The sequence below is a fragment of the Bradyrhizobium sp. CAR08 genome, from assembly GCF_052871955.1.
In genome coordinates this window covers 271307-295759 of the sequence record NZ_JBIXJX010000002.1, presented here as the reverse complement: position 1 = coordinate 295759, position 24453 = coordinate 271307, and the positions used below count along the sequence as shown (strand labels likewise).

Annotated in this window: 20 protein-coding genes and 1 pseudogene; 7 read left to right on the top strand and 14 right to left on the bottom strand. The window is 65.2% G+C overall.

Features of this window, described 5'->3' with window-relative positions:
• The first annotated feature begins 355 nt into the window (after positions 1-355).
• Positions 356-1846: an MFS transporter gene (locus tag ACIPUD_RS05050; RefSeq protein WP_446480211.1), complete on the top strand. Its 1491-nt coding sequence runs from the start codon at positions 356-358 to the stop codon at positions 1844-1846.
• Here the strand turns inward: ACIPUD_RS05050 and ACIPUD_RS05045 are convergent.
• Both ACIPUD_RS05045 and ACIPUD_RS05040 read right to left on the bottom strand, forming a co-directional pair.
• Complete coding sequence (locus ACIPUD_RS05045; RefSeq protein ID WP_446480210.1) at positions 1843-2541, bottom strand: RlmE family RNA methyltransferase; 699 nt, start codon at positions 2539-2541, stop codon at positions 1843-1845. The two genes, ACIPUD_RS05050 and ACIPUD_RS05045, sit on opposite strands and share 4 nt — an antisense overlap.
• Position 2542: 1 nt before the next feature.
• Positions 2543-3610, bottom strand: coding sequence for a Ppx/GppA phosphatase family protein (locus ACIPUD_RS05040; protein WP_026233757.1), 1068 nt, complete (start codon positions 3608-3610; stop codon positions 2543-2545).
• 210 nt (positions 3611-3820) lie between these two features.
• Between ACIPUD_RS05040 and ACIPUD_RS05035 the strand changes: the two genes are divergently transcribed.
• The gene (locus ACIPUD_RS05035; protein WP_368508231.1) at positions 3821-6193 is read left to right on the top strand and encodes a xanthine dehydrogenase family protein molybdopterin-binding subunit; all 2373 of its coding nucleotides are present in this window, start codon (positions 3821-3823) and stop codon (positions 6191-6193) included.
• Between the two features lie 162 nt (positions 6194-6355).
• Here the strand turns inward: ACIPUD_RS05035 and ACIPUD_RS05030 are convergent, their stop codons facing one another.
• Positions 6356-7162 (bottom strand): hypothetical protein, encoded by an 807-nt coding sequence (locus ACIPUD_RS05030; protein WP_446480209.1) that lies wholly within the window; start codon positions 7160-7162, stop codon positions 6356-6358.
• Between the two features lie 141 nt (positions 7163-7303).
• Here ACIPUD_RS05030 and ACIPUD_RS05025 point away from each other — a divergent pair, with 141 nt between their 5' ends.
• From ACIPUD_RS05025 to ACIPUD_RS05015, 3 genes are all read left to right on the top strand, one after another.
• Positions 7304-7801: a YaiI/YqxD family protein gene (locus tag ACIPUD_RS05025; RefSeq protein ID WP_018459205.1), complete on the top strand. Its 498-nt coding sequence runs from the start codon at positions 7304-7306 to the stop codon at positions 7799-7801.
• An 8-nt stretch (positions 7802-7809) separates the two neighbouring features.
• Entirely contained in the window at positions 7810-9615 is a 1806-nt protein-coding gene (locus tag ACIPUD_RS05020; protein ID WP_018459206.1) for an ABC-F family ATP-binding cassette domain-containing protein, read from the top strand.
• A gap of 64 nt (positions 9616-9679) precedes the next feature.
• Positions 9680-10759 (top strand): alanine racemase, encoded by a 1080-nt coding sequence (locus ACIPUD_RS05015; RefSeq protein WP_026233758.1) that lies wholly within the window; start codon positions 9680-9682, stop codon positions 10757-10759.
• Here the strand turns inward: ACIPUD_RS05015 and ACIPUD_RS05010 are convergent, their stop codons facing one another.
• The gene (locus ACIPUD_RS05010; RefSeq protein ID WP_204510951.1) at positions 10760-11662 is read right to left on the bottom strand and encodes a LysR family transcriptional regulator; all 903 of its coding nucleotides are present in this window, start codon (positions 11660-11662) and stop codon (positions 10760-10762) included. It lies immediately after the preceding gene.
• A 91-nt stretch (positions 11663-11753) separates the two neighbouring features.
• Here ACIPUD_RS05010 and ACIPUD_RS05005 point away from each other — a divergent pair, with 91 nt between their 5' ends.
• A complete protein-coding gene (locus ACIPUD_RS05005; RefSeq protein WP_085395921.1) occupies positions 11754-12971 on the top strand; it encodes an MFS transporter in 1218 nt (405 codons plus the stop codon).
• A 9-nt stretch (positions 12972-12980) separates the two neighbouring features.
• Here ACIPUD_RS05005 and ACIPUD_RS05000 read toward each other — a convergent pair whose 3' ends face one another.
• The 8 genes and pseudogenes from ACIPUD_RS05000 to ACIPUD_RS04965 all read right to left on the bottom strand — a co-directional run bounded on the left by ACIPUD_RS05000 (position 12981) and on the right by ACIPUD_RS04965 (position 22205).
• Positions 12981-14207, bottom strand: coding sequence for a TIGR03862 family flavoprotein (locus tag ACIPUD_RS05000; RefSeq protein WP_085396002.1), 1227 nt, complete (start codon positions 14205-14207; stop codon positions 12981-12983).
• On the bottom strand, positions 14204-15121 hold the full coding sequence (locus tag ACIPUD_RS04995) for an SDR family NAD(P)-dependent oxidoreductase (RefSeq protein ID WP_018459211.1): 918 nt from the start codon (positions 15119-15121) through the stop codon (positions 14204-14206). The genes ACIPUD_RS05000 and ACIPUD_RS04995 overlap by 4 nt, the downstream gene beginning before the upstream one ends.
• Before the next feature lie 236 nt (positions 15122-15357).
• Positions 15358-15837 carry a MaoC family dehydratase gene (locus ACIPUD_RS04990; protein ID WP_018459212.1) on the bottom strand — a complete coding sequence of 160 codons (480 nt, stop codon included), beginning with the start codon at positions 15835-15837 and terminating at the stop codon, positions 15358-15360.
• Positions 15838-17556, bottom strand: a complete 1719-nt coding sequence (locus ACIPUD_RS04985; RefSeq protein ID WP_018459213.1) for an AMP-binding protein — start codon at positions 17554-17556, stop codon at positions 15838-15840.
• Positions 17556-18461: pseudogene (gene mmsB / locus ACIPUD_RS04980) on the bottom strand (3-hydroxyisobutyrate dehydrogenase); the annotation flags it as partial. The pseudogene mmsB and the gene ACIPUD_RS04985, both read right to left, overlap by 1 nt.
• Positions 18462-18474: 13 nt before the next feature.
• A complete protein-coding gene (locus ACIPUD_RS04975; RefSeq protein WP_018459215.1) occupies positions 18475-19542 on the bottom strand; it encodes an enoyl-CoA hydratase/isomerase family protein in 1068 nt (355 codons plus the stop codon).
• The gene (locus ACIPUD_RS04970; RefSeq protein WP_018459216.1) at positions 19539-20684 is read right to left on the bottom strand and encodes an isobutyryl-CoA dehydrogenase; all 1146 of its coding nucleotides are present in this window, start codon (positions 20682-20684) and stop codon (positions 19539-19541) included. The genes ACIPUD_RS04975 and ACIPUD_RS04970 overlap by 4 nt, the downstream gene beginning before the upstream one ends.
• A 24-nt stretch (positions 20685-20708) precedes the next feature.
• Positions 20709-22205 (bottom strand): CoA-acylating methylmalonate-semialdehyde dehydrogenase, encoded by a 1497-nt coding sequence (locus tag ACIPUD_RS04965; RefSeq protein ID WP_018459217.1) that lies wholly within the window; start codon positions 22203-22205, stop codon positions 20709-20711.
• A gap of 101 nt (positions 22206-22306) precedes the next feature.
• On the opposite strand from ACIPUD_RS04965, the gene ACIPUD_RS04960 reads away from it, so the two are divergent.
• Positions 22307-23215 carry a LysR family transcriptional regulator gene (locus tag ACIPUD_RS04960; protein WP_018459218.1) on the top strand — a complete coding sequence of 303 codons (909 nt, stop codon included), beginning with the start codon at positions 22307-22309 and terminating at the stop codon, positions 23213-23215.
• Positions 23216-23218: 3 nt separating this feature from the next.
• Here ACIPUD_RS04960 and ACIPUD_RS04955 read toward each other — a convergent pair whose 3' ends face one another.
• Both ACIPUD_RS04955 and ACIPUD_RS04950 read right to left on the bottom strand, forming a co-directional pair.
• On the bottom strand, positions 23219-23839 hold the full coding sequence (locus ACIPUD_RS04955; protein ID WP_018459219.1) for a TetR/AcrR family transcriptional regulator: 621 nt from the start codon (positions 23837-23839) through the stop codon (positions 23219-23221).
• Positions 23840-23898: 59 nt separating this feature from the next.
• Positions 23899-24438 carry a PaaI family thioesterase gene (locus tag ACIPUD_RS04950; RefSeq protein WP_018459220.1) on the bottom strand — a complete coding sequence of 180 codons (540 nt, stop codon included), beginning with the start codon at positions 24436-24438 and terminating at the stop codon, positions 23899-23901.
• Positions 24439-24453 lie beyond the last annotated feature (15 nt).

Genomic DNA, 24453 nt, shown 5'->3' with positions numbered 1-24453 from the left:
CGCAAATAGCTATGGATGAGCGCCGCCCTCGGCGTACCTTGCGGCAACGCCGGAGAATCGGAGCCCATCGGTGGGGTTGACGCGGGTCGATAGCACGGGCGGGCGACGAATCAAAGCAATTCGGACCGCCGGCCAGCCATGCACAGGCTTTTTTGGGCAAGTTCGGCGGCGGATAGCCTTCGCGGCGGCACGTACTGGCGAACGGCAGATCATCGTGATCTCCGGCGCAGGGCGCACCCGCTTGGGGTCACGCGGGATTTAGGTGCTATGCGTCGATCCGCAATGGTCGCGGCCCAGTGGCGGTGATAAGCCGCAATTCTCGCCCTTCGTTCCCGATGTCCATTACCAATCCGTCATGGTCGACAAGCAACGCATCATTCCGCTGATCGTAGCCACTGCTCTCTTCATGGAGAACATGGACTCGACGGTGATCGCCACGTCGCTGCCCGCGATTGCGGCCGACATCGGCACCAGCCCACTGACGCTCAAGCTCGCGATCACTTCCTATCTGCTGTCGCTTGCGGTCTTCATCCCGGCGAGCGGCTGGACCGCCGACCGGTTCGGCGCGCGCCTGGTGTTTGCGATTGCCGTCGGCGTGTTCATGGTCGGCTCGGTCGGCTGCGCGCTCTCGACATCGGTCACCGATTTCGTGTTCGCGCGCATCCTCCAAGGCATGGGCGGGGCAATGATGACGCCGGTCGGGCGCCTCGTGCTGCTGCGGTCGGTCGACAAGAGCGCGCTGGTCAACGCGATGGCGTGGGTGACGGTCCCTGCCCTGATCGGACCCGTGATCGGGCCGCCGCTCGGCGGCTTCATCACCACCTACGCGTCATGGCACTGGATCTTCCTGATCAATATCCCGATCGGGCTGCTCGGCATCTTCATGGCCTTGCGCTTCATCGATCCCATCAAAAGCGAGGAACGAGAGCCGTTCGACCTCTACGGCATGGTGCTCGCGGGCCTCGGGCTCGCCGGCATCGCCTTCGGGCTGTCGGTCGCCGGACTCAATCTGCTGCCATGGAGCACGGTTGCCGCCCTGGTCGTCGGCGGATCGATCTCGATGACGCTGTATGTCCTTCACGCGCGGCGAACGGGGTCGCCGGTGCTGGACTTTACGCTGCTGAGGCTGCCGACACTGCGCGCGGCCGTTCTCGGCGGCTTCATGTTCCGGCTCGGCATCGGCGCGCTGCCGTTCCTGCTGCCACTGCTGATGCAGATCGGATTCGGCCTCTCGCCGTTCAAGTCCGGCCTCGTCACGTTTGGCTCCTCGCTCGGCGCCATGGGCATGAAGGCGCTGGCCGCGCGCATCATCCGCGCCTTCGGCTTCCGCAACCTGATGACGGTGAACGCGATCATCAGTGCGGTTTTCCTGGCCGCCTGTGCCCTCTTCACCGTGACGACGCCGCTGCTGATCATCATGATCATCCTGGTGGTCGGCGGCTTCTTCCGTTCGCTCGAGTTCACCGCGATCAACACGGTGGCCTATGCCGAGGTCGAGCAGGCGCAGATGAGCCGCGCCACCACGCTCGTCAGCGTCAACCAGCAGCTCGCGGTCTCGGCCGGCGTCGCGGTCGGCGCCGCCTCCGTGGAGACGACGATGTGGTTCAGCCACGTCAGCGAGCTCGACGCCACCGTGTTTGCGCCGGCCTTTCTCGTGATCGCCCTGACTTCGGCGGCGTCGAGCTGGTTCTTCTGGCAGATGCCCGCCGATGCCGGCCACGAAGTTTCCGGCCGCAAAGCGGTGGAGATCGCGAGCCGCAAAGGTGCCGGCAAGGGCGCGGCCAAGGCGGCCGTCAAGACGGCGACCGAGGATACGCAGGATGTGCGGGATCAGCGGCTGGGCTAGTGCTCCACCTCGTCGTTGCGAGCCCCCCGAAATCCCGTCGCGAGAACGTAGCGCTCCGAGGAATCCGCACGGCTTGCGGCCGGCTTGACGTGACGCACCGCGGCGAAATCGCGCTTGAGCTGGGCGAGCAGTTCGGCGTCGGCGCCACTCTGGAACGCCTTCGCCAGGAAGGTCCCGCCCGGCCTCAGCACATCGCACGCGAACGCGGCAGCGGTCTCGATCAGGCCGACGATGCGAAGCTGGTCGGTCTTGCGATGACCGGTGGTGTTGGCAGCCATGTCGGACATGACAATGTCGGCGCCGCCGTCGAGCATGGCCTTGAGCTTGTCCGGCGCGTCATTGTCCATGAAGTCGAGCTGCGCGAACTCGACGCCGGCAATCTCGGGGATTTCGAGCAGGTCGATCGCGATGACCTTGCCCTTGCCGTCGACCGAGCCGACGCGCTTGGCGGCAATCTGGCTCCAGCCGCCCGGCGCGGCGCCGAGATCGACCACAGCCATGCCGTGCTTCAGCAGCCGGTATTTGTCATCGATCTCGAGCAGCTTGAACGCGGCGCGCGAGCGATAGCCCAGCGCCTTCGCCTTCACCACATAGGGATCGTTGAGCTGCCGCTCCAGCCAGAGCTTCGACGACAATTTGCGCTTGCCGTGGGTCTTGACCTGGACGTGCAAACGGCCGGTGGTGTCCTTGACCATCTCACCAGCTCCTGAGCGCGCCGTCTTCGCGCATCATCTCGACCAGCATGCCTTCGCGCAAGCCCCGGTCGGCGACGCGCAGGCGTGGCAGCGGAAAGGCGCGGCGGATCGCGTCGAGGATGGCGCAGCCGGCCAGGACGAGATCGGCGCGCTCAACGCTAATGCAGCTGTTCGCGGCGCGCTCCTCGTAGCTCATGCCAAGCAGCTTGTTAATGGTCGCGGTGACGTCGGTATCGTTCATCCAGACGCTGTCGATGCGGCGGCGGTCGTAGCGCGCGAGGTTGAGATGGATGCCGGCGAGCGTCGTCACAGTGCCTGACGTGCCGAGCAGATGCATATCAGTGAGATCGCCGCCATGCTGTTCGGCGAACGGCGCGATGTGATGGGCGACCTCGCGCTCCATCGCGGCGTAGATCTCGGGCGTCACGTCGCGGCCCCCGAACTGCTCGGCAAGCGTGACCACACCGAACGGGATCGACATCCAGGCTTTGATGCGCGGCTCCGGATTTGCGGCGTCGCGCTCGATCCGTACCAGCTCGGTCGAGCCGCCGCCGATGTCGAACAGGATTGCGCCGCGCCCCCTGGGATCGACCAGCGGCGAGCAGCCGAGCACGGCAAGCGCCGCCTCGGTCTCGCGGTCGATTACCTCGAGCTCGATCCCGGTCTCGGCAGCGACGCGGCTGCGAAAGCCTTCGGCATTCGAGGCGGCGCGGCACGCTTCGGTGGCGATCAGCCGCAGCCGCCGCGCTTTGCGCAGGTTGATCTTGTCGCGGCAGATGCCAAGCGCCACGATGGCGCGTTCGATCGCGGCCTCGCTGATGCACCCGGTTGCCGAGACGCCCTCGCCGAGCCGGATGATGCGCGAGAAGGAATCGACCACGCGAAAGCCGTCGTGGGTCGGACAGGCGATCAGGAGCCTGCAATTGTTGGTGCCGAGGTCGAGCGCCGCGTAGACGCCGGTTCCCGGCGCTTGCGCGCCGACGGCCGGTTCAGTGGCGAACGCCGCCGCCATCGACCCCAGCTCACCGTGCGGCGCAAGGCCGTCGCGGAGCCGCGTGTGGTCATTCATACAAACTGTCTTTCCGCGGCCGGTTAGGCCGATCTGGAATTGCTTTTTCGCCTGAAACATTAGCAGCGCACCAATCCTGCGCAACAACGCATCACATGGGACCATGCCCATTCGTGCGTTGTCGTGAGCGGGCCGGTGGGTTATTTTTGAGGGGTCCGGACCCCAGGCGCCCCCCAAACCGCGCATTTGCCGGCTTTTCAGGTCAACTCCATGCAAGAACACACCAAATCCTCCACGCTCGAAAACGCTATTGCACTGCAAAAATATGGCGTCGGGCAGCCGGTCCGCCGCAAGGAGGACGATACCCTGGTGCGCGGCAAGGGCCGCTACACCGACGATTTCAACCTGCCCGGCCAGGCCCATGCCGTGATCGTTCGCTCGACCCATGCCCATGGCGTCATTCGCGGCATCAACATCGATGCAGCCAGAGCAATGCCGGGCGTGCTCGGGGTGTGGACCGGCAAAGACCTCGATGCGGCCGGCTACGGCCCCTTCACCTGCGGCCTGCCGCTGAAGAGCCGTGACGGCTCGCCCCTGCTCCAGACCAACCGCCAGCCGCTCGGAACCGACAAGGTCCGCTTCGTCGGCGATCCCGTCGCCTTCGTGGTGGCGGAGACGCTGGCCCAGGCGCGCGACGCGGCCGAGGCGGTCGAACTCGACATCGAGCCGCTGCCGGCGGTGACCGATCCCGAGGAAGCCGCAAAACCCGGCGCGCCGCAGCTCTACGACCACATCCCGAACAATGTCGCGCTCGACTACCACTATGGCGACACCGACAAGGTCAACGCGGCCTTCGCCAGTGCTGCTCACGTGACCAAGGTCGACATCGAGAACACCCGCGTCGCCGTGGTCTCGATGGAGCCACGCGTTGGCCTTGCCTCCTATGACAAGAAGACCGAGCGCTACACTCTTCAGGTGCCCACGCAGGGGGTGGCAGGCAACCGTGCCAATCTCGCCAAGAACCTGAAAGTGCCGAACGAAAATGTGCGCATTCTCACCGCCAATGTCGGCGGCTCCTTCGGCATGAAGAACATCAATTACCCCGAATACATGTGCATCCTGTACGCGGCAAAGACGCTGGGACGGCCGGTGAAATGGCTGGACGAACGCTCGACCAGCTTCTTGTCCGACAGCCACGGCCGTGCGCAGAAAATTCACGCCGAACTCGCGCTGGACGCCGAGGGGCATTTCCTCGCCGCCAAGCTCTCGGGCTACGGCAATCTCGGTGCCTACATCACCGGCGTTGCGCCCAGCCCGCTCTCGCTCAACACCAGCAAGAACTTTTCCAGCGTCTATCGCACGCCGCTGATGGCCGTCGACATCAAGACGGTGCTGACCAACACCACGTTGATGGGCGCCTATCGCGGCGCCGGCCGGCCCGAGGCCAACTACTACATGGAGCGGCTAATCGACCGCGCCGCGGACGAGATGGGCATCAACCGGCTGACCCTGCGGAAGCGCAACTTCATCAAGCAGAACCAGATGCCGTTCGCCGCGTCCTCCGGCGTCACCTATGACAGCGGCGACTTCCAGGCCGTCTTCAACAAGGCCCTCGAAATCTCCGACCACGAGAATTTTGCCAAGCGCAAGAAGGAGAGCAAGAAGTCCGGCAAGCTGCGCGGCATCGCCGTCGGCTCCTATCTGGAGGTGACCGCACCTCCCGGCGTCGAGCTCGGCAAGATCGTGTTCGATCCCGATGGCTCGGTGCAGCTCATCACCGGTACGCTCGATTACGGTCAGGGCCACGCATCCGCATTCGCGCAGGTCCTCTGCCAGCAGCTCGGCGTCCCCTTCGACAGCGTCAAGCTGGTGCAGGGCGACAGCGACATCGTCCACACCGGCAACGGCACCGGTGGCTCGCGCTCGATCACCGCGACCGGCATGGCGATCGTGGGCGCCGCCAAGCTCGTGATCGAAAAGGGCAAGCGCGCCGCAGCGCATATGCTGGAGGCCTCCGAAGCCGATATCGAATTCGAAGGCGGCAGCTTTACGATCGCCGGCACCGACCGCAGCATCGACATCATGGAGCTCGCCAAACGCCTGCACGACAGCAAGATGCCGGAGGGCGTACCCGACAGCCTGGACGTCGATCACACCAGCGAACCGGTGCCATCAGCCTTCCCGAACGGCTGCCATGTTGCCGAGGTCGAGATCGACCCTGAGACCGGCGTCGTGCAGATCGTGCGCTACAGCGCGGTCAACGATTTCGGCACGGTGATCAATCCGCTGCTGGTCGCGGGCCAGCTCCATGGCGGCGTGGTCCAGGGCATCGGCCAGGCGCTGATGGAGCACGTCCGCTACGACGAGAGCGGCCAGCCGATCACGGGCTCGCTAATGGACTATGCACTGCCGCGCGCAGAGGACGTTCCGAACATGACGGTCGGCGACCACCCGGTGCCGGCCACGACCAATCCGCTCGGCAGCAAAGGCTGCGGCGAAGCCGGCTGCGCCGGCAGCCTGTCGACGGTCGTGAACGCGGTGATCGACGCGCTCTCCGAATACGGCATCAAGCACATCGACATGCCGCTGACGCCGGAACGCGTGTGGCGCGCGATCCAGGATGCGAAGGGGAAAGCGGCGTAAAGGGCGTTCCGTCGTCGCCACAAACTCCGCTGTCATCGTCCGCGAAAGCGGACGATCCAGTATTCCAGAGACGGTCGTGGGATACGGAGGAGCCTCGGCGTACTGGATTCCCCGCCTTCGCGGGGAATGACAGCGAGTGTGAGGACGCGCTCTGCTCCTTCCCTACGCCGCCGCCTGCTCGCGCGGCTGGTAGATCGCGATGTGCTGGCAGTGCGCCAGCGGCGTCGTGCCGTTGGCAACCACCAGCGCGTCGAGCTCGACGAAGCGGTGGCCCTTCTTCTCGTAGTTCGCGGTGACTTTGGCCCGCGCGGTGATCTCGTCACCGGCGCGCGCGGCTGACAGCAATTGCATGCGGCTGCCGACATGGATCCAGGGGCCGAGGATCGTGTTGTCCACCAGCACGCGGTTCATGACGCGCTGGATCAGGCCGGGATGGCCGAGCCCCTCCTGGGCGAAGATCGGATCGGCCTCACGGATGTCGGCGAGATAGTCAGCTGCGTCCTGCCCGGCCCAGCGGCGCGGCGTCGTGCCGAGCCATTTGCCGGTCTCGAATGTTGCCGGGTTGACCGGTTTGCGCTCGGCAACCGCGGGGACCTCGACATAGTCGCTCAACGACACCGCAGCCGCAGTCGCAGTTGCCGGCAGCGCCGCCGTGCCGGTGGCACAGAGCTCGGTGCGGCTGAACACCTCGATCGTGAGCAGGCCGTTGTGCTCGGTCGCATCGACGTCGGCGGTCTCGCCGTCATAGACCGGCTTGATGAAACGCGCCTCGATCAGCCCGCGCGACAGGAAATCGCGGCCCCAGCGCGACACCGGCACATGCATCATGTAGGCGAAGACGTCGACGCCGGGGACCAGCCCGCCGGAGAACCCGAAGCGGCGCGCCACTGCATCGTCATGCATCTTGTTTTCGGATTGCTTGGCCGTGTTGTAGGCCTCGACGCGATAGGTTTCGAGCCGGTTCGGCATGGCTTGGCTTTCCCCAATTTCTTGTTGTTTCGGCCCGATCGTAGGCCCTGAGGAACCGGGGTCAATCCCCTCGCCTTTGCGGCCCGAATGGGGTACCACGCGGCTGCTGCGGAACCGCTTCGCAAGCCCCATCTACGGACCATGACGAACCCTCAAAACACCACTCGTATCTATGTCGACGCCGATGCCTGTCCGGTGAAGGACGAGATCTATCGCGTTGCCGGCAGGCACGGCCTGCCCGTGAGCGTGGTCGCGGGCAATTTCATCCGCGTGCCCCAGGATCCACTCATCGAGCGGATCGCCGCTGGTGCCAGCATGGACGCAGCCGATGACTGGATCGCGGAACGCGCCGGGCCCGGCGATATCGTCATTACCTCGGATATTCCGCTCGCAAGCCGCTGCGTGAAGGCCGGCGCCGATGTGATCGCGTCCAACGGCAAGGCGTTCACCGAGGAATCGATCGGGATGACGCTCGCGGTCCGCAACCTGATGACCGATTTGCGCTCGGCCGGCGAAGTCACCGGCGGTCCGAAATCGTATTCACCGCGCGACCGCTCGACGTTTCTGTCGACGCTCGACCAGACCATCCGCCGCATTCAGCGCCGCCGCGCCGACCAGGCCGCAACAAGACAGGACTGAGACACCGCATGGCGCCACCGCTGATTCAACTGCGCGATATCAAGCTGACCTTTGGCGGCACGCCGCTCCTGGCGGGCGTCGAACTGTCGGTTTCGACCGGCGAGCGCGTCTGCCTGATCGGCCGCAACGGTTCCGGCAAATCGACGCTGCTCAAGATCGCCGCCGGCCTGGTCGAACCGGATGGCGGCAGCCGTTTCGTGCAGCCCGGCGCCACCATTCGCTACCTGCCGCAGGAGCCGGATTTTTCCGGTTTCTCCACCACGCTCGCTTATGTCGAGGCCGGCCTCAATGCTGGCGACGACCACTATCAGGCGCGCTATCTGGTCGAGCAGCTCGGTCTCAGCGGCGAAGAAGATCCGGCGCATGTCTCCGGCGGCGAAGCGCGCCGCGCCGCGCTGGCACGCGTGCTGGCGCCCTCGCCCGACATCCTGCTGCTGGATGAGCCGACCAACCATCTGGATCTTCCGACCATCGAATGGCTGGAGAGTGAACTGGAGAGCCGCCGCTGCGCGCTGGTGATCATCAGCCACGATCGGCGCTTCCTCGGCAATCTCTCGCGCAGCACCGCCTGGCTCGACCGCGGCCAGATCCGGCAGATCGACCGCGGCTTCAGTGCCTTCGAGGCTTGGCGCGACGAGGTGCTCGCGGAGGAAGAGCGCGACCAGCACAAGCTCGACCGCAAGATCGTCAACGAGGAGCACTGGCTGCGTTACGGCGTCTCGGGCCGCCGCAAGCGCAACGTCAAGCGACTCGGCAATCTCCACGCGCTGCGCGACCAGCGCCGCACCCATCGCGGCGCGACGGGCAACGCCAACCTCGCGGCTGCCGAGGCCGACAAGTCCGGCAAGCTCGTCATCGAGGCCAAGAATATCAGCCGGTCCTATGGCGAGCGAAAGATCGTCGACGGATTCTCGATCCGCGTCCAGCGCGGCGATCGCATCGGCATCGTCGGCCCGAACGGCGCCGGCAAGACCACGCTGATCGAGATGCTGACCGGCGGCAGCGCACCGGACAGCGGCAGCATACGGCTCGGCGCCAACATCGAGATGGCGACGCTCGACCAGCATCGTGAAAGTCTCGATCCGAAGACGACGCTGGCCGAGGCGCTGACCGGCGGCCGCGGCGACCATGTCATGGTTGGCGGCAAGCCGAAGCATGTCGTCAGTTACATGAAGGACTTCCTGTTCGCCCAGGAACAGATGCGCACGCCGCTGGAGGTGCTGTCGGGCGGTGAGCGCGGCCGGCTGATGCTGGCGCGCGCGCTGGCAAAACCCTCCAACCTCCTGGTGCTGGACGAGCCGACCAACGACCTCGACCTGGAGACCCTCGACGTCCTCGAGGAGATGCTCAGCGACTACGAGGGCACCGTGATTCTGATCAGCCACGATCGCGATTTTCTCGACCGCGTGGTGACGTCAGTGATCGTGCCCGAGGGCAACGGACGCTGGCTCGAATATGCCGGCGGCTATACCGACATGCTGGCCCAGCGCGGCGCCGACGTGAAGCGCGCGACCGCGAAGGCCGTCGAAGAGACGAGAGAGCAGCGATCAGCCGTGCCGTCCGGCGTCGCGAGACGACGCTTGACCTTCAACGAGCAACACGCGCTGGAGACGCTGCCCAAGACCATCGCCAAGCTGCAGGCCGAGATCGCCAAGCAGCAGCGCTTCCTTGACGACCCCGATCTCTTTCGCAAGGATCGCAAGCGCTTCGACCAGGCCTCCGACGCTCTGACGAAGGCGCAAAAGGAACTGGCCGAGGCCGAGGACAAATGGCTGGAGCTCGAAGTGCGGCGCGAAGAGATTGAACAGGCCTAGCGTGCATTCCGCAAAAGTGGGCACCGCTTTTGCAAACGGGATGCGCGCCAACTCAGAGACTTCCATGACAACGACCCTTGCCGCCAAGATCGCCCGCGAATACGGCACGCCCTGCGCCGTTATCGACATGGACAAGGTAGAGCGCAACATCGCGCGGATTCAGAAGGCTTGCGACGACGCCGGGATCGCCAACCGTCCCCACGTCAAGACGCACAAGAACCCCACCATCGCGAAGATGCAGATCGCGGCCGGTGCCAAGGGCATCACGTGCCAGAAGCTCGGTGAAGCCGAGATCATGGCCAATGCCGGCATCGACGATATCCTGATCAGCTACAACCTGCTCGGCGAAGAGAAGATGGCGCGGTTAGGGGCGCTGCAGGCGAAGGCCAACATGACGGTCGCCGCTGACAATTCGACCGTCGTCGCCGGCCTGCCCAAGGCCGCCGCAGCCTCAGGTCGACCGCTATCGGTCGTGGTCGAATGCGATACCGGCCGCCAGCGCGCCGGCGTCGAGACGCCCGCCGAGGCGATTGCACTGGCGCAGAAGATTGCCGCATCCAAGGGCCTGCAATTCGCCGGCTTCATGCTGTATCCGACCGAGACTGGTTGGGCGGACGCCCAAAAATTCTATGACGAAGCTCTGGCCGGCGTGCGCGCACACGGGCTGGATGCAAAAATCGTCTCGACCGGCGGCACGCCGAACCTGAAGAACCTCGGCAAGCTCAAGGGCGGCACCGAGCATCGCTTCGGCACCTACATCTATAACGACCGCATGCAGGTCGCGGCCGGCGTCGCCACCTGGGACGACTGCGCGCTGCACATCTATTCGACCGTGGTCAGCCGCGCCGCGCCTGAGCGCGGGATTCTGGACGCCGGCTCAAAGACTCTGACGACGGACACCGGCGGCCTCGACGGCCACGGCCTCATCCTGGAGCACCCCGAAGCGAAGATCGCACGCTTCGCCGAGGAGCACGGCTTCCTCGACCTCTCCCGCAGCAACACCCGGCCTAACGTCGGCGACGTCGTGCGGGTCGTGCCAAATCATGTCTGCGTCGTCGTCAACATGATGGACGAAGTGGTGATGGTGCGCGGCGAGGAGATCATCGGCACGCTGCCGGTGGCGGCACGGGGGAAGCTGAGATAGCTAGCCCCCGATCAGTGCCTGGAGTTCCCGGACCAATCCGTCGCGAAAGAGTTTGATCGGCCTCTCCAGCCGACCGGCGGGGGCGCGATGCACCACCCAAGCGCGCACGGCGGGTTTGAAGTCGCGCGCGGCGACCGGCTTGAGCCTGTCGCGAAATGCGCTACGTTTCAGGGCGATCGGGGTGACCAGCCCGACGCCGAGGCCGCGCGACACCAGCGACAGGCGGAGCTCACTGTCCAGCGCCTCGACGGCGATGTTGAACGGCAGATGCGAGGCATCGAATTTTCGCTTCAGCGTATCGCGAAATCCACAGCCGTCCTGGTTGATCACCCACGACAGTTGGGACAGCCGTTCCAGGTCGACGGTGCGCGGGATCTTCATCTCGCGTGCGACGACGAAGACGACGGGCTGCGCGCCGAGATCGTCGGCCGCCAGATCGGCGGGCGGCACTGCACCGTCGGGGAGACAAATCGCGGCTGCATCGAGCTCGTTGCGGCAGACACGCTCGAGCTGGTTCGGCGACCAACCGGAGACCACCCGCACCGCCAGCGCGGGAAATTCGGCGCGCACCGCATCGAGTGGTGCGGTCAAGCCCGCTTCCGAGAGAAACGGCGTCAGGCCGAGCCTGAACTCGCCGCGGACCATTCCGTCGCTGGCAACGCCCGACTTGAGGTCGTCCAGCATCCTGAGCAGGCGCCTGCCCTGCTCGTAGGCCTCATGCCCCGCTGCCGTCGGCTTCAGGGGCTTCGAGAGCCGATCCAGAAGCTGCGCCCCCAACATCTCCTCGAGATTCTGGATGCGTCGGGTCACGCCAGGCTGGGTGAGATTGAGACGCGCCGAAGCTGCGACAATCGATCCGGTCTCGACCACGGCGACGAAGGCAACAAGGTCATGGGTATTCATAACAAACTCGCATATTCTTTATAGGCTTATTTGAATTGTAGCATATTGATGTCCCCGCTTAAAGGGTCCCGCGCCACAGCTGCGAGGTCCCATGAGTATCTCCGAAACCGCCAGGCCCGCGTCCCGAAACCAGTTCGCCGAGCGGCCGCTGATCTGGCTCGGCGCGATCACCGCCGGTGTCGTCGTCACCAATCTGTTCGCGCCGCAGATCCTGCTCGGCCTGATCGGCCGGTCAATGTCCATGCCTGCGTGGCAGGCGGGCCTGATCAGCACGCTGACCTTGCTCGGCTATGCACTCGGCCTGCTGCTGCTCGTGCCTCTGGTCGATCTCGTCGAGAACCGGCTTGTCATCCTCCGCACGCTCGGCTGCGCCATCCTCGCCGCTCTCGCGACGGCGCTCGCGCCGACGCCTGCGCTCCTGCTGCTCGCCACCTTCATCCTTGGCGCCTGCTGCGCGGCGATCCAGATGATGGTTCCGCTGGTCGCATCCATGGTGGCGCCGGATCGCCGCGGTCAGGCCATCGGCGAGGTGATGGGCGGATTGATGATCGGCATCCTCTTGTCACGACCTGCAGCGAGCCTGATCGCCGATCTCTGGAGCTGGCGCGCCTACTATGTCGTTTCGGCCGCTCTGATGGCCCTGCTTGCCGGCGCACTCGCCCGTTACCTTCCAACCCTTCGACCGTCGGCACGCGCGAGTTACGCCGATTTATTGCTGTCCTTTCCAAGACTGCTGCGCGAAGAGCCGGTGCTGCGCGTGCGGGCCTGGACCGCCTCGCTTGTCATGGCCTCCTTCACGGCGTTCTGGTCGGCGGTCGCGCTACGGCTGCCGGATGCGCCGTTCGAGCTCGATGCCAAGGGAATTGCGGCTTTCGCGCTGATCGGTGTGGCGGGTGCCGCGGCGACACCGATCGCGGGACGCTGGGGCGACAAGGGCCGGGCTCGGCCGATGTTCTTTGCCGCCCATCTGCTCATCATCGGCTCGCTTGCGCTCTGTGCCTGGGCGAGCGTGCTTGAATCCCAGATCACCGGTCTGCTGGTACTGAGCCTCGGCACGATCCTGCTCGACGTCGGCATCACCACCGACCAGACGCTGGGCCGCCGCGCCATCAACCTGTTGCGCCCCGAGGCCCGCGGTCGCATGAACGGCCTGTTCGTCGCGCTGTTCTTCATTGGCGGTGGCATCGGCGCGGCGGCGGCATCGCTGGCCTGGAGCTACGGGGGCTGGACGATGGTCTGCGCAGTGGCGGCAAGCTTCGGCGTGCTCGGCCTCCTCACGGATCTCGCAACCCGGACCGGGACGTCATGATGCGGATGGTCAGGACGACAGTTCGGCGAGCCGTCGCAACACACCCCTGCCCGCCGCCGCTCCCGTCGCGAACGAGGCCTGGAGCAAATAGCCGCCGGTCGGCGCCTCCCAGTCCAGCATCTCACCGGCTGCGAACACGCCCGGCAGCTTGCGGATCATGAAGTCCGAGTCGAGTTCATCGAAGGAAATCCCGCCGGCGCTGGAGATCGCGCGCGCGATCGGCGCGACGCCCATGAGCTTGACCGGCACGGCGTTGATGAGCTCCGCCAATTGTTCAGCCGACATTGCCGACAACGACCGGCCGGCACCGATGGCGACTTCCTGCAACAGCCCGCCCGCGACCGGCGACAGCTGCGCAGCCTTGCGCAGGAAGTTGGAGAAGGATTGCTTGCCGCGCGAGGCGGACAGGCGCTTGACGAGTTCGCCATGATCGACATCCGGCCGCAACGCGACGTGAAGGACCGCTGCGCCGTTCGCTGCGATCGCCTCGCGCAGCTCGGCGGACAACGCATAGATCGCCCCGCCCTCGATCCCGCCGCTTGTGATCGTGGCCTCGCCGCGGGCGCGGTGTGGGCCGAAGGACAGCGTGATACCCTTGAGGGGTTGGCCTTCGAAGCGCGTGCGGAAAATTTCGGACCAATCGACGGTGAAGCCACAGTTCGCCGGCCGCAGCGGCGAGATCGCAACGTCTTTGTCGGCCAGGATCGTCGTCCAGCCGCCATCGGAGCCCAGTCGCGGCCAGCTGGCGCCGCCGAGTGCCAGCACCGTGGCGTCCGCGGCGATGGCGTCTTCGCCGCCGGGTGGGTCAAAGACCAGTTGTCCGTCCCCGTCCCAGCCCATCCAGCGCTGGCGAAACGCAAAGTGCACGCCGGCGGCATCGAGGCGTCGCAGCCAGGCCCGCAGCAAGGGCGAGGCCTTGAAGGCCTTCGGAAACACACGCCCGCTGGAGCCGACAAAAGTCGGCTCGCCCAGCGCCTCGCTCCAGGCGCGCAGCGCGTCAGGCGGAAACGCTTCGATCGCAGCCTGCAACCTCTGCGCCGCCTCGCGGTAGCGCGTGATGAACTGAGGCAGCGGTTCGCTGTGGGTGAGATTGAGCCCGCCGCGGCCGGCCATCAGGAATTTGCGGCCAGCGGACGGCATCGAATCGTAGACGGTGACGCGAGCACCACCCTGCACGAGCACTTCGGCCGCCATCAGACCGGCAGGGCCGGCGCCGATGACGGCGACCGCTGTCAGAGTTTTACCCCGGCGCGCGCAGCGGCTTGCGCCACGTATTTCTGCGTCTGCTCGAAAGCTCCCTGCAGCGCCTTCGCTTTTGACATGTCGCTGATCTCGGCGAAATGCGCCGCGACCGCATCCGGGGTCCACTCGGACTCCGGCAGGTTGATGCCTTCGCTCTCGACGATCTTGATCACCGCGAACGAGCCGGCGCCGGCGCCCATGATGGTGCGGGTCGGCGCGTCCTCGCTCAGCATGTACTCGACCGCGGGCGTGATCGCGTTCGGCTTCATCAACTGCAGCGCCTGCGGCGGCAGCAGCTCTTCCGTCATGCGGGTCGCTGCCGTCGGCGAGATGATGTTGACGCGGATGTCGCTCTTGCGGCCTTCTTCCGCCAGCACGTTCATCAGGCCGACCATGCCGGACTTGGCCGCTCCGTAATTGGCCTGGCCGAAATTGCCGTAGAGGCCGGAGGACGACGTCGTCAGGACGATGCGGCCATAGTTGCGATCGCGCATGCCGGCCCAGGCCGCCTTGCAGCAATAGAAGGTGCCGACGAGGTGCACGTCGAGCACCTTCTGGAAATCGGCCGCTTCCATCTTGCCGAACGACTTGTCGCGCAAAATGCCGGCATTGGCACACAAGAGGTCCACGCTGCCCCACTCCTTGGTGGCGCGCTCGACCATCGCGGTGACCTGCTCGAAATTCGAGACGTCGGCGCCGTCGGCCATGGCGGTGCCGCCCGCTTTGCGGATCTCCTCGACAACGGTCTCCGCCGGCGACAGCGAGCCGCCGCTGCCGTCGCGCGCGCCGCCGAAATCGTTGACCACGACTTTCGCGCCGCGGCTTGCCAATCCCAGCGCATGCGCGCGCCCCAAACCATTGCCCGCGCCGGTGACGATGGCGACGCGTCCGTCGAACCTGATTGCCATTGTGCTTCCTTGTGCTGTCTTCCCTTCTCCCCTTGTGGGAGAAGGTGGCGCGAAGCGCCGGATGAGGGATCTGTCTCGGCAGATGAGCGTGTGGAGAGATACCCCTCACCCGGCTTCATCTCGCTCCGCTCGATTTCGCCACCCTCTCTCGCGAGGGAGAGGGTTCGAGCGCACCGATTTGGACAACTTTTGAGCAGCGATGGGCTGCCGGGTCAAGCCCGGCAGCGACGGCCCACTCAGGCGAAATAGATCAACCCGAGCCAGTCCGCGACCAGCGCGGGCTTGTCCTCGCCTTCGATTTCCACGGTGACGTTGGTGCGCGACTGCAATTCATTCGGCTTGCGCAGCTTGGCTTCCGCCAGCACGAAACGGCCCCGAACGCGCTTGCCCGAGCGCACCGGCGAGATGAAACGCAGCTTGTCAAAACCGTAATTGACCCCCATCGTGGTGCCCGCGATGACGGGCATCACCTCGTAGGACATAATCGACAGCAGCGACATCGTCAGGAAGCCGTGCGCGATGGTGGTGCCGAACGCCGTCTCGTTCTTCGCACGCTCCGGGTCGACGTGAATGAACTGGTGATCCTCGATCACGTCGGCATAGGTGTCGATGCGGGGCTGATCGACCAGGTGCCACGACGACACGCCGATCTCCTTGCCAACCATGGCCTGATAGGCGTCCAAGGAAATCGGCGGCTTCTTCCAGACTTCGTTCACTTAGGTCTCACTCCGTGTTTTCGGCAGCTCCGGAAAGTCCTCTTCGCGGAATTCCCGGCCGCGCAGGGCATCATTGCGGTCGTCGTCACGCTCCAGCCGTCTCAGCTGAACGCGGCGGATCTTTCCCGAGATCGTCTTCGGCAGCTCCGTGACGATCTCGAGGCGCCGGATGCGCTTGAACGGTGCAAGGCGCGTGTGCAGATGCCTGAAGATGGAGAGCGCCGTCTCCGGCGAACGCTCCGCACCGGATGTCAGCAGCACATAGGCCTTGGGGATCGCGAGCCGGATCGGGTCCGGGCTCGGCACCACAGCAGCTTCCGCGACGAGCTCGTGCTCGAGCAACACGCTCTCGAGTTCGAACGGGCTGATGCGATAGTCGGAGGATTTGAATACGTCGTCGGAGCGGCCGACGAAAGTGAGATAGCCATCGTCATCCTCGAACACGACGTCACCGCTGCGATAAAGCTCGCCTTCGGCGCCGGACAGCCCACCGTCGTCGCCCTGATAGCCCTGCATCAGGCCGGCGGGGCGGTTTTCGCCGAGCACTAGAGCCACCTCGCCCTCTTTGGCCGGATGACCATCGGCGTCGCTGACCTGCACGCGATAGCCCGGCAGCGGCCGGCCCATCGAGCCGACCTTGATCTTTTGCCCCGGCGAGTTGCCGGCCAGCGCCGTGGTTTCGGTCTGGCCGTACCCGTCGCGGATGGTGAGGCCCCAGGCGGCCTGCACCTGCTCGATCACTTCAGGATTGAGGGGCTCGCCGGCGCCGCAGACCTCGCGCAAGGCCACCTTGAACGACGCAAGATTCTCCTGGATGAACAGCCGCCACACCGTCGGCGGCGCGCACAGCGTGGTGACGCCGCAGCGGCCAATGGTGGCAAGCAGCCCCTTGGCGTCGAAGCGCGGCTGGTTGACCACAAAGACGGTCGCGCCCGCATTCCACGGCGCAAAGAAACAGCTCCAGGCGTGCTTGGCCCAACCGGGCGAGGAGATGTTGAGATGGACGTCGCCGGGCTTCAACCCGATCCAATACATGGTCGAGAGATGGCCGACGGGATAACTGCGCTGGCTGTGCCGCACCAGCTTCGGCTTTGCCGTGGTGCCCGAGGTGAAATAGAGCAGCATCGGGTCGTCAGCGTTGGTCGGGCCGTCGGCTGCAAAGCTCTCCGACGCCCTTGCGGCGTCATCATAGGAAAGCCAGCCATCGGAGGCCTCGCCCACGACGATGCGGACGATATTATCGGCGCCAAGACTTGCGAACTTCGCAACCTGGTCCTGCGCGGCCACCACCGCCTTTGCCTTGCCGCGATCGAGCCGGTCGCGCAGCTCGTCGGCGGTGAGCAGCGTCGTCGCGGGAATCACGACGACGCCGAGCTTGATCGCGGCCAGCATCGTCTCCCACAGCGGAACGACATTGCCGAGCAGCAGCAGGAGATGATCGCCGCGCTTCAAGCCTTGCGCGCGGAGGAAGTTGGCGACCTGGTTGGAGCGGCGCGACAACGCCCCGAACGAGAGCTTGGTCTGCCGATCCTGCGCGGCATCGACGATCCAGAGCGCAGGACGATCCTTGCTGTCCGCATTCGCCGCTAGCTCGGCATCGAACCAGTCGAGCGCCCAGTTGAAGGGAATCGGATCCGGCCAGCGGAAGCCCTTGACCGCTGTCTCATAGTCCGTGCGGTTGTGAAGCAGAAACGCGCGCGCTTCCTGAAATGTCGTCATTAGGCTTTCCCGGCCAGCTCCCTAACGTGCTCGATAATTCCGGAAAAATCCACCCCGCCCTGGCCGGCTGCGTCAAAGGCCTGATAGATTTCCTGCGCATGCTTGCCGAGCGGCGTCGCCGCGCCGGCGGCCTTGGCGGCGTCCTGCGCCAGTGTCAGATCCTTCACCATCAGTGCCGAGGCAAAGCCCGGCTTGTAGTCGTTGTTGGCGGGCGAGGTCGGCACCGGCCCGGGCACCGGACAATAGGTCGTCAGCGACCAGCACTGGCCCGACGAGGTCGAGGCAACGTCGAACAGCGCCTGGTGCGAGAGCCCGAGCTTCTCGGCCAGCGCGAACGCCTCACTCACGGCGATCATGGAAATGCCGAGGATCATGTTGTTGCAGATTTTTGCCGCCTGGCCCGCGCCGGCACCGCCGCAATGCACGATCTTCTTGCCCATGTTCTCCAGCACGGGCTTTGCCGCTGCAAACGCGTTGTCCTCGCCGCCGCACATGAAGGTGAGCGTCGCACCCTTGGCTCCGCCGGTGCCGCCGGACACCGGCGCGTCGACCGAAAGCACGCCGTGCTTGGCCGCGAGCGCATGCGCCTGCCGCGCGCTCTCGACGTCTATGGTGGAGGAGTCGATGATCAACGCGCCCTTGGTCATCGCGGGAACGACCTCGCCCCACACGCCGAGCACATGCTTGCCGGCCGGCAGCATGGTGACGACCACATCGGCACCTTTCACGGCGCCCGCAGCGCTCTCTGCGATGCCGGCACCGTCGGCCTTGGCCTGGTTGCGGGAGGCCTCGGCGAGGTCGAAAGCGACGACCTTGTGGCCGGCCTTGACCAGATTGGCGGCCATGGGGCCGCCCATGTTGCCGAGACCGATGAATGCGATCGTGGCCATCTTGGTTTCCTCCGCTTGAAAGACGTTGTTAGTTGAACTTCAATTCGTCGGCGCCGATCTCGGCGAGATAGTGCGCAAGCATGTCCGGCGTGACGTCCTCGATTCGCGACGGCGACCAGGTCGGATTGCGGTCCTTGTCGATCACGGCGGCGCGCACGCCTTCGCGAAAGTCGTCGCTGCGGAAGACTTCCAGCGCAGCCCGATATTCGCGCACCAGGCATTCTTCCAGGCTCGACGCGGTGCGCGCGAGCCGCAGCAGCTTGAGCGTCACCACCATGCCGCGCGGCGATTTTTCGTTGAGCGCCTTCAACGTCGCCAGCGCGAACTCGGAACCGTCGCGCTTGAGCGCGGCAAAAATGTCTTGCATGCGGTCGAAGCCGAACAGTGCGTCGATCGCCGGCTCCTTTGCGGCGACCGGCCCCGCGATCTCCCCGGTCGCAAAACCGTTGATGAGCTTGCTGACATCGGCCGCGGTGACGCCCTGGCGAACTTTGGTCAGCGCGTCGCGCAACTCGGGCCATTTGGCCGCCGATACCACCGCGTCGGCAAACCTGGCATGGATCGCATCGGGGCCGTTCATGGTCTGGCCGGTCAGGCCGAAATAAGTGCCGATCTCGCCCGGCGAGCGTGACAACAGCCAAGTGCCGCCGACGTCGGGAAAGAAACCGAGCCCGACCTCGGGCATCGCAAGCCTCGTACGGTCAGTCACGATTCGATGGCTCGCATGCGCCGAGAGTCCGACGCCGCCGCCCATCACAATGCCGTCCATGAAGGCGACATAAGGTTTCGGGAATTTCTTGATCCGGGCGTTGAGGATGTACTCTTCCCGCCACAGGATCTTGCCGAGGTCACCATTGACCTTCGAACTTTCCCAGAGCGCACGGATGTCGCCGCCGGCACACAAGCCACGCTCGCCGGCACCTTCCAGCACGATCACGGCAACGGCGGGATCGGCCTCAAAACGGTCGAGCGCCTTGTCGATGTCGCGAAACATCTCCAGCGTCACGGCATTGATCGCCTTGGGGCGGTTGAGCCTGATAAATCCGGCCGAGCCTTCGACCCATGCGACCAGATCGCCTTCCTCCGCTCCACTCATCGGGCGCCCTCGATCAATTTGCGCGCCACGATCAGCCGCATGATTTCGTTGGTGCCTTCGAGAATCTGGTGCACGCGCAAATCGCGCACGATCTTCTCGATGCCGTATTCGCTGAGATAGCCGTAGCCGCCGTGCAGCTGAAGCGCCTGGTTGGCGACCTCGAAGCCGGCATCGGTGCCAAAGCGTTTGGCCATCGCGCAGAGCATCGTGGCGTCGGGATCCTTGCGGTCTAGCGCCGCCGCTGCGCGCCACAGGAACGTACGCGCGGCCTCGAGCTCGATCGCCATGTCGGCGAGACGGAACTGCAATGCCTGGAATTCGTCGAGGCGTTTTCCAAAAGCCTTGCGCTCTTTCATGTAGGAACGCGCCTTGTCGAGCGCGGTCTGCGCGCCGCCTAGTGAGCACGCTGTGATGTTGAGACGCCCGCCGTCGAGGCCTGCCATCGCGATCTTGAAACCGACGCCCTCCTCGCTCAGCCGGTTGGCGACCGGCACGCGGGCGTTCTCGAAGATCACGGCGCGGGTCGGCTGCGCGTTCCAGCCCATCTTGCGCTCGTTGGCGCCGAACGAGACGCCCGGCGTGTTGCCGTCGATGACCAGCGTCGAGATGCCGCCGGGGCCATCGCCGCCGGTGCGCACCATCGCGACCAGGAGATCGGTCCCGCCGGCGCCGGAGATGAACTGCTTCTGGCCGTTGAGAACGTAATGATCGCCGTCGCGCACGGCACGGGTGCGGAGCGCTGCCGCGTCCGAGCCGGCGCCGGGCTCGGTCAGGCAGTAGCTCGCGATCAGCTCCATGGTGCAGAGCTTGGGCAGCCATTTGTGGCGCTGGGTGTCGCTGCCGTAGGCATCGATCATCCACGACGCCATATTGTGGATGGAGATGAAGGCCGAGGTGGTCGGACAGCCCGTCGCCAGCGCTTCGAAGATCAGCGCCGCGTCGAACCGTGTCATGGCGGAGCCACCCACATCCTCGCGGATGTAGATGCCGCCCATGCCGAGCGTGGCGGCCTCGCGCATCACCTCGACGGGAAAATGCTTCTCCTCGTCCCAGCGCAGCGCGTGCGGCGCGATCTTTTCCGCCGCAAACGCCAACGCCATGTCGCGAACCGCGATCTGATCCTCGTTCAGAGCGAACTGCATCTGTTAGCTTCGCTCCAACGACGGTTACTTCATCAGCGGGATCGAGAACTCCGCGCCTTCCTTGACGCCGGACGGCCAGCGCGAGGTCACCGTCTTGGTCTTGGTGTAGAAGCGGACCGAATCCGGGCCGTGCTGGTTGAGATCGCCGAAGCCCGACTTCTTCCAGCCGCCGAAGGTGTAATACGCAATCGGCACCGGGATCGGCACGTTGATCCCGACCATGCCGACGTTGACCTTGGCCGCGAAGTCGCGCGCGGCGTCGCCGTCGCGGGTGAAGATCGCAACGCCGTTGCCGTAATCATGCTCCGACGGCAGCGCCAGCGCTTCCTTGTAATCGTGCGCGCGCACGACCGAGAGCACGGGGCCAAAAATCTCTTCCTTGTAGATCCGCATGTCCTTGGTGACGTTGTCGAACAGCGAACCGCCGAGATAGAAGCCGTTCTCGTAGCCCTGCATCTTGAAGCCGCGGCCGTCGACGGCGAGCGTCGCGCCTTCCTTGATGCCGATGTCGATATAGCCCTTGACCTTCTCGACCGCCTCGCGCGTCACCAGCGGACCGTAATCGGCGGAGGGATCGATCGAGGTGCCGATCTTGAGACTCTCGACGCGCGGGACCAGCTTTTCCATCAGGCGGTCGGCAGTGGCCTTGCCGACCGGAACCGCGACTGACACGGCCATGCAGCGTTCGCCGGCCGAACCGTAGCCGGCGCCGATCAGTGCGTCGACTGCCTGGTCCATGTCGGCATCCGGCATGATGATGGCGTGGTTCTTGGCGCCGCCAAAACATTGGCAGCGCTTGCCGGTCTGGGCGGCGCGCTCGTAGATGTATTGCGCGATCGGGGTGGAGCCGACGAAGCCGACGGCCTTGATGTCGGGATCGTCGAGGATGGCGTCGACCGCTTCCTTGTCGCCGTTGACGACATTGAGGATGCCGGACGGCAGGCCCGCCTCGATCATCAGTTCGGCAAGCATCATCGGCACGCCGGGATCGCGCTCCGACGGCTTCAGGATGAAGGCGTTGCCGCAGGCAATCGCAGGAGCGAACTTCCACATCGGAATCATCGCCGGGAAATTGAACGGCGTGATGCCGGCGACGACGCCGAGCGCCTGGCGCATCGAATAGATGTCGATGCCGGGGCCGGCGCCTTCGGTGTACTCGCCCTTCATCAGATGCGGAATGCCGCAGGCGAACTCCGCGACCTCGAGGCCGCGCTGGATGTCACCCTTGGCGTCAGGAACGGTCTTGCCATGCTCGCGGGCAAGCAGTTCGGCCAGCTTGTCGTAGTCGCGCTGCACCAGCTCGACGAACTTCATCATGACGCGAGCGCGGCGCTGCGGGTTGGTCGCGGCCCATTCCGGCTGCGCGGCGCGGGCGTTTTCCACGGCGGCGCGAACCTCGGCCTTGGACGCCAGCGCCACCTTGGCCTGAACGTCACCGGTCATCGGCTCGAAAACGTCGGCGGTGCGGCCCGAGGTGCCCTTGACCTCCTTGCCACCAATGAAATGTCCGACTGAACGCATGGAATGGTCTCCTTGAGGCGAGCTTGAACGCTTTGACAAATCCTATCGACCTGCATTTTATAGGATTCAAGTCTGAGATAATGCACCATAGATGTGCGAAAATGCTGGATCAAGGCGCTATCGACTGGGACGACTTCCGGTTCGTGCTGGCCATCGTGCGGGGCGGCTCGGTTTCGGCTGCGGCAAAACAGCTCGGCGTCGACCATGCCACCGTGATCCGCCGCGTCGACCGGCTGGAGAAGCACCTCTCGGCCAAGCTGTTTGACCGGCGCAAGACCGGCTACCTGCTGACAGAGGCCGGCCAGCGCGTCGCCGACAGCGCGGAAGCGATGGAATCGACCATCGTCGCCAACCAGGAGCAGGTCGGTGGCTCCGTGGCGCGGCTGACCGGCACGGTGCGGATCGGCGCGCCGGACGGTTTTGGCACCGCCTTCCTGGCGCCGCGACTGGCGCCGTTCGCGGACCGGTATCCCGATCTCGACCTGCAACTGGTGGCCACCGCGCGGCTGTTCAGCCTCTCCAAGCGCGAGGCCGATATCGCCATCAGCCTGACCATGCCGAAGGAAGGCCGCATCGTCGGCCGCAAGCTGCTCGACTACCGGCTCGGACTCTATGCCGCGCCCGCCTATCTCGACCGCTTCCCGAAAATCACCTCGCGCGAGGTCCTGCCGCAGCATCGATTCGTCGGCTATATCGAGGAGCTCTTGTTCACGCCCGAGCTCGACTATCTGCCGCAGGTCTCGCCGAAGATCTCCGCGCGCTTGCGCAGCGCCAATCTGATCGCACAACTCAACGCCACGCTCGCCGGCTTCGGTATTGCGGTGCTGCCGCACTTCATGGCGGCCGACTATCCGCAGCTGATTGCGGTGCTGGCGGAAGAGGTCTCGATCACCCGCACCTTCTGGATGCTGATGCACGCCGACAGCAAGGACCTCGCACGCATCCGCGCGGTGGCGGATTATATTTCCGAGATTGTGGAGCGCGAGCGGGCGTTGTTTGCGGGGCTCTGAAGCCTAGCTCTGCTTCGCCTTTTTCGCCGCCGCAGCCTTCGGCTCACGCCGCGCGCCGTCCAGCGCGCTGTCCTTGCCCGTCTTCAGCACCTCATCCGACAGCTCGCTCGAGCCGGCAATGCGCGCGAGCAACATGGTGCCGGCCATGGTCGCCAGCGTCGCGATCGCCTGCTTGCGCGCGGCCTTGCGCGGCAGATTCGGGATGAAGTCCGTGATCATCTCGATCATCTCGTCGAGCTTGCCGGCAAAGGCCTTTCGCGTCTTCGGGCTTTCTCGGGCGATCTCGGCGCCGAGCGCGGGGATCGAGCAGCCGTGACCGGGGTTGTCGCGATGCACCGCGGAGAGATAGGTCTCAACGATCTGACTGAGCTGCTTCTCCGGCGTGACCTGATCGGATTGCTTGCGCCAGTGCTCCATCGAGCGATCCATAGCGTAGCCAAACGCCTCGATCACCAGCGCCTCGCGGGAATCGAAATGGGCGTAGAAGCCGCCATGGGTCAGGCCCGCTTCCTTCATGAGGTCGGCGACACCGATGCCGTGGGCGCCCTTTTCGCGCAGCCGCACGGAAGCCTTCTTCACGATGCGGTCGTGGGTTTCCTGCTTGTGTTCCCGGGAATAGCGCATGCGGATCTCATTGGATGTCGGGGGTCATCTAATAACACGGATATCGGCCGGACGGCGCATTAATTCCCGGTAAAATTGTTGCCGATCATGGAAAAGGTCGCCGTTGCGTGCACCGCAAGCGCCCCCTTACCGTCGCGGACAAATCCCTCGGCGTAGCTGGTCTGGCGTCCCAGCTTGATCACCTTGCCTTCGGCGGAGATCAACCCGGACCGGACCGAGAGCGGACGCAGGAAGGTCATTTTCAGATCGAGGGTGACGGAGCCCTGCCCGGGCTCCAGCCGGGTCGAGATCGCACACCCCATGGCGGTGTCGAGCAGCGCGGCGGCTGTGGCCCCGTGCAGGAGGCCTATGGTGTTTTCGAGATCCTCGCGCGGCTCGAGTTCCATGACGATCCGGCCCGGCTCGACCACGGCCATGATGAAGCCGATCAGCTTGGCAAAGGGTGGCGGCGGCAGCCTTCCGTCGCGGATGCCCAGCATCGCATCCATGCCTGACAGGCCCATCGCCACTTTCGCAACCGGCGCAGGCACCTGCCATTCAACCACCCGCTCGCGCCGGCCCGCAGGCGAAAACAGGTCGAGTTGATCGATGTCGGTCATCGCGGCCTCTTTTGT

Excerpts from the sequence above, each read along its gene's own strand:
- ACIPUD_RS05050 (WP_446480211.1), top strand. The coding sequence starts at position 356 with ATGGTCGACAAGCAACGCATCATTCCGCTGATCGTAGCCACTGCTCTC.
- ACIPUD_RS05045 (WP_446480210.1), bottom strand. The coding sequence starts at position 2,541 with ATGGTCAAGGACACCACCGGCCGTTTGCACGTCCAGGTCAAGACCCAC.
- ACIPUD_RS05040 (WP_026233757.1), bottom strand. The coding sequence starts at position 3,610 with ATGAATGACCACACGCGGCTCCGCGACGGCCTTGCGCCGCACGGTGAG.
- ACIPUD_RS05035 (WP_368508231.1), top strand. The coding sequence starts at position 3,821 with ATGCAAGAACACACCAAATCCTCCACGCTCGAAAACGCTATTGCACTG.
- ACIPUD_RS05030 (WP_446480209.1), bottom strand. The coding sequence starts at position 7,162 with ATGCCGAACCGGCTCGAAACCTATCGCGTCGAGGCCTACAACACGGCC.
- ACIPUD_RS05025 (WP_018459205.1), top strand. The coding sequence starts at position 7,304 with ATGACGAACCCTCAAAACACCACTCGTATCTATGTCGACGCCGATGCC.
- ACIPUD_RS05020 (WP_018459206.1), top strand. The coding sequence starts at position 7,810 with ATGGCGCCACCGCTGATTCAACTGCGCGATATCAAGCTGACCTTTGGC.
- ACIPUD_RS05015 (WP_026233758.1), top strand. The coding sequence starts at position 9,680 with ATGACAACGACCCTTGCCGCCAAGATCGCCCGCGAATACGGCACGCCC.
- ACIPUD_RS05010 (WP_204510951.1), bottom strand. The coding sequence starts at position 11,662 with ATGAATACCCATGACCTTGTTGCCTTCGTCGCCGTGGTCGAGACCGGA.
- ACIPUD_RS05005 (WP_085395921.1), top strand. The coding sequence starts at position 11,754 with ATGAGTATCTCCGAAACCGCCAGGCCCGCGTCCCGAAACCAGTTCGCC.
- ACIPUD_RS04995 (WP_018459211.1), bottom strand. The coding sequence starts at position 15,121 with ATGGCAATCAGGTTCGACGGACGCGTCGCCATCGTCACCGGCGCGGGC.
- ACIPUD_RS04985 (WP_018459213.1), bottom strand. The coding sequence starts at position 17,556 with ATGACGACATTTCAGGAAGCGCGCGCGTTTCTGCTTCACAACCGCACG.
- ACIPUD_RS04975 (WP_018459215.1), bottom strand. The coding sequence starts at position 19,542 with ATGAGTGGAGCGGAGGAAGGCGATCTGGTCGCATGGGTCGAAGGCTCG.
- ACIPUD_RS04970 (WP_018459216.1), bottom strand. The coding sequence starts at position 20,684 with ATGCAGTTCGCTCTGAACGAGGATCAGATCGCGGTTCGCGACATGGCG.
- ACIPUD_RS04965 (WP_018459217.1), bottom strand. The coding sequence starts at position 22,205 with ATGCGTTCAGTCGGACATTTCATTGGTGGCAAGGAGGTCAAGGGCACC.
- ACIPUD_RS04960 (WP_018459218.1), top strand. The coding sequence starts at position 22,307 with ATGCTGGATCAAGGCGCTATCGACTGGGACGACTTCCGGTTCGTGCTG.
- ACIPUD_RS04955 (WP_018459219.1), bottom strand. The coding sequence starts at position 23,839 with ATGCGCTATTCCCGGGAACACAAGCAGGAAACCCACGACCGCATCGTG.
- ACIPUD_RS04950 (WP_018459220.1), bottom strand. The coding sequence starts at position 24,438 with ATGACCGACATCGATCAACTCGACCTGTTTTCGCCTGCGGGCCGGCGC.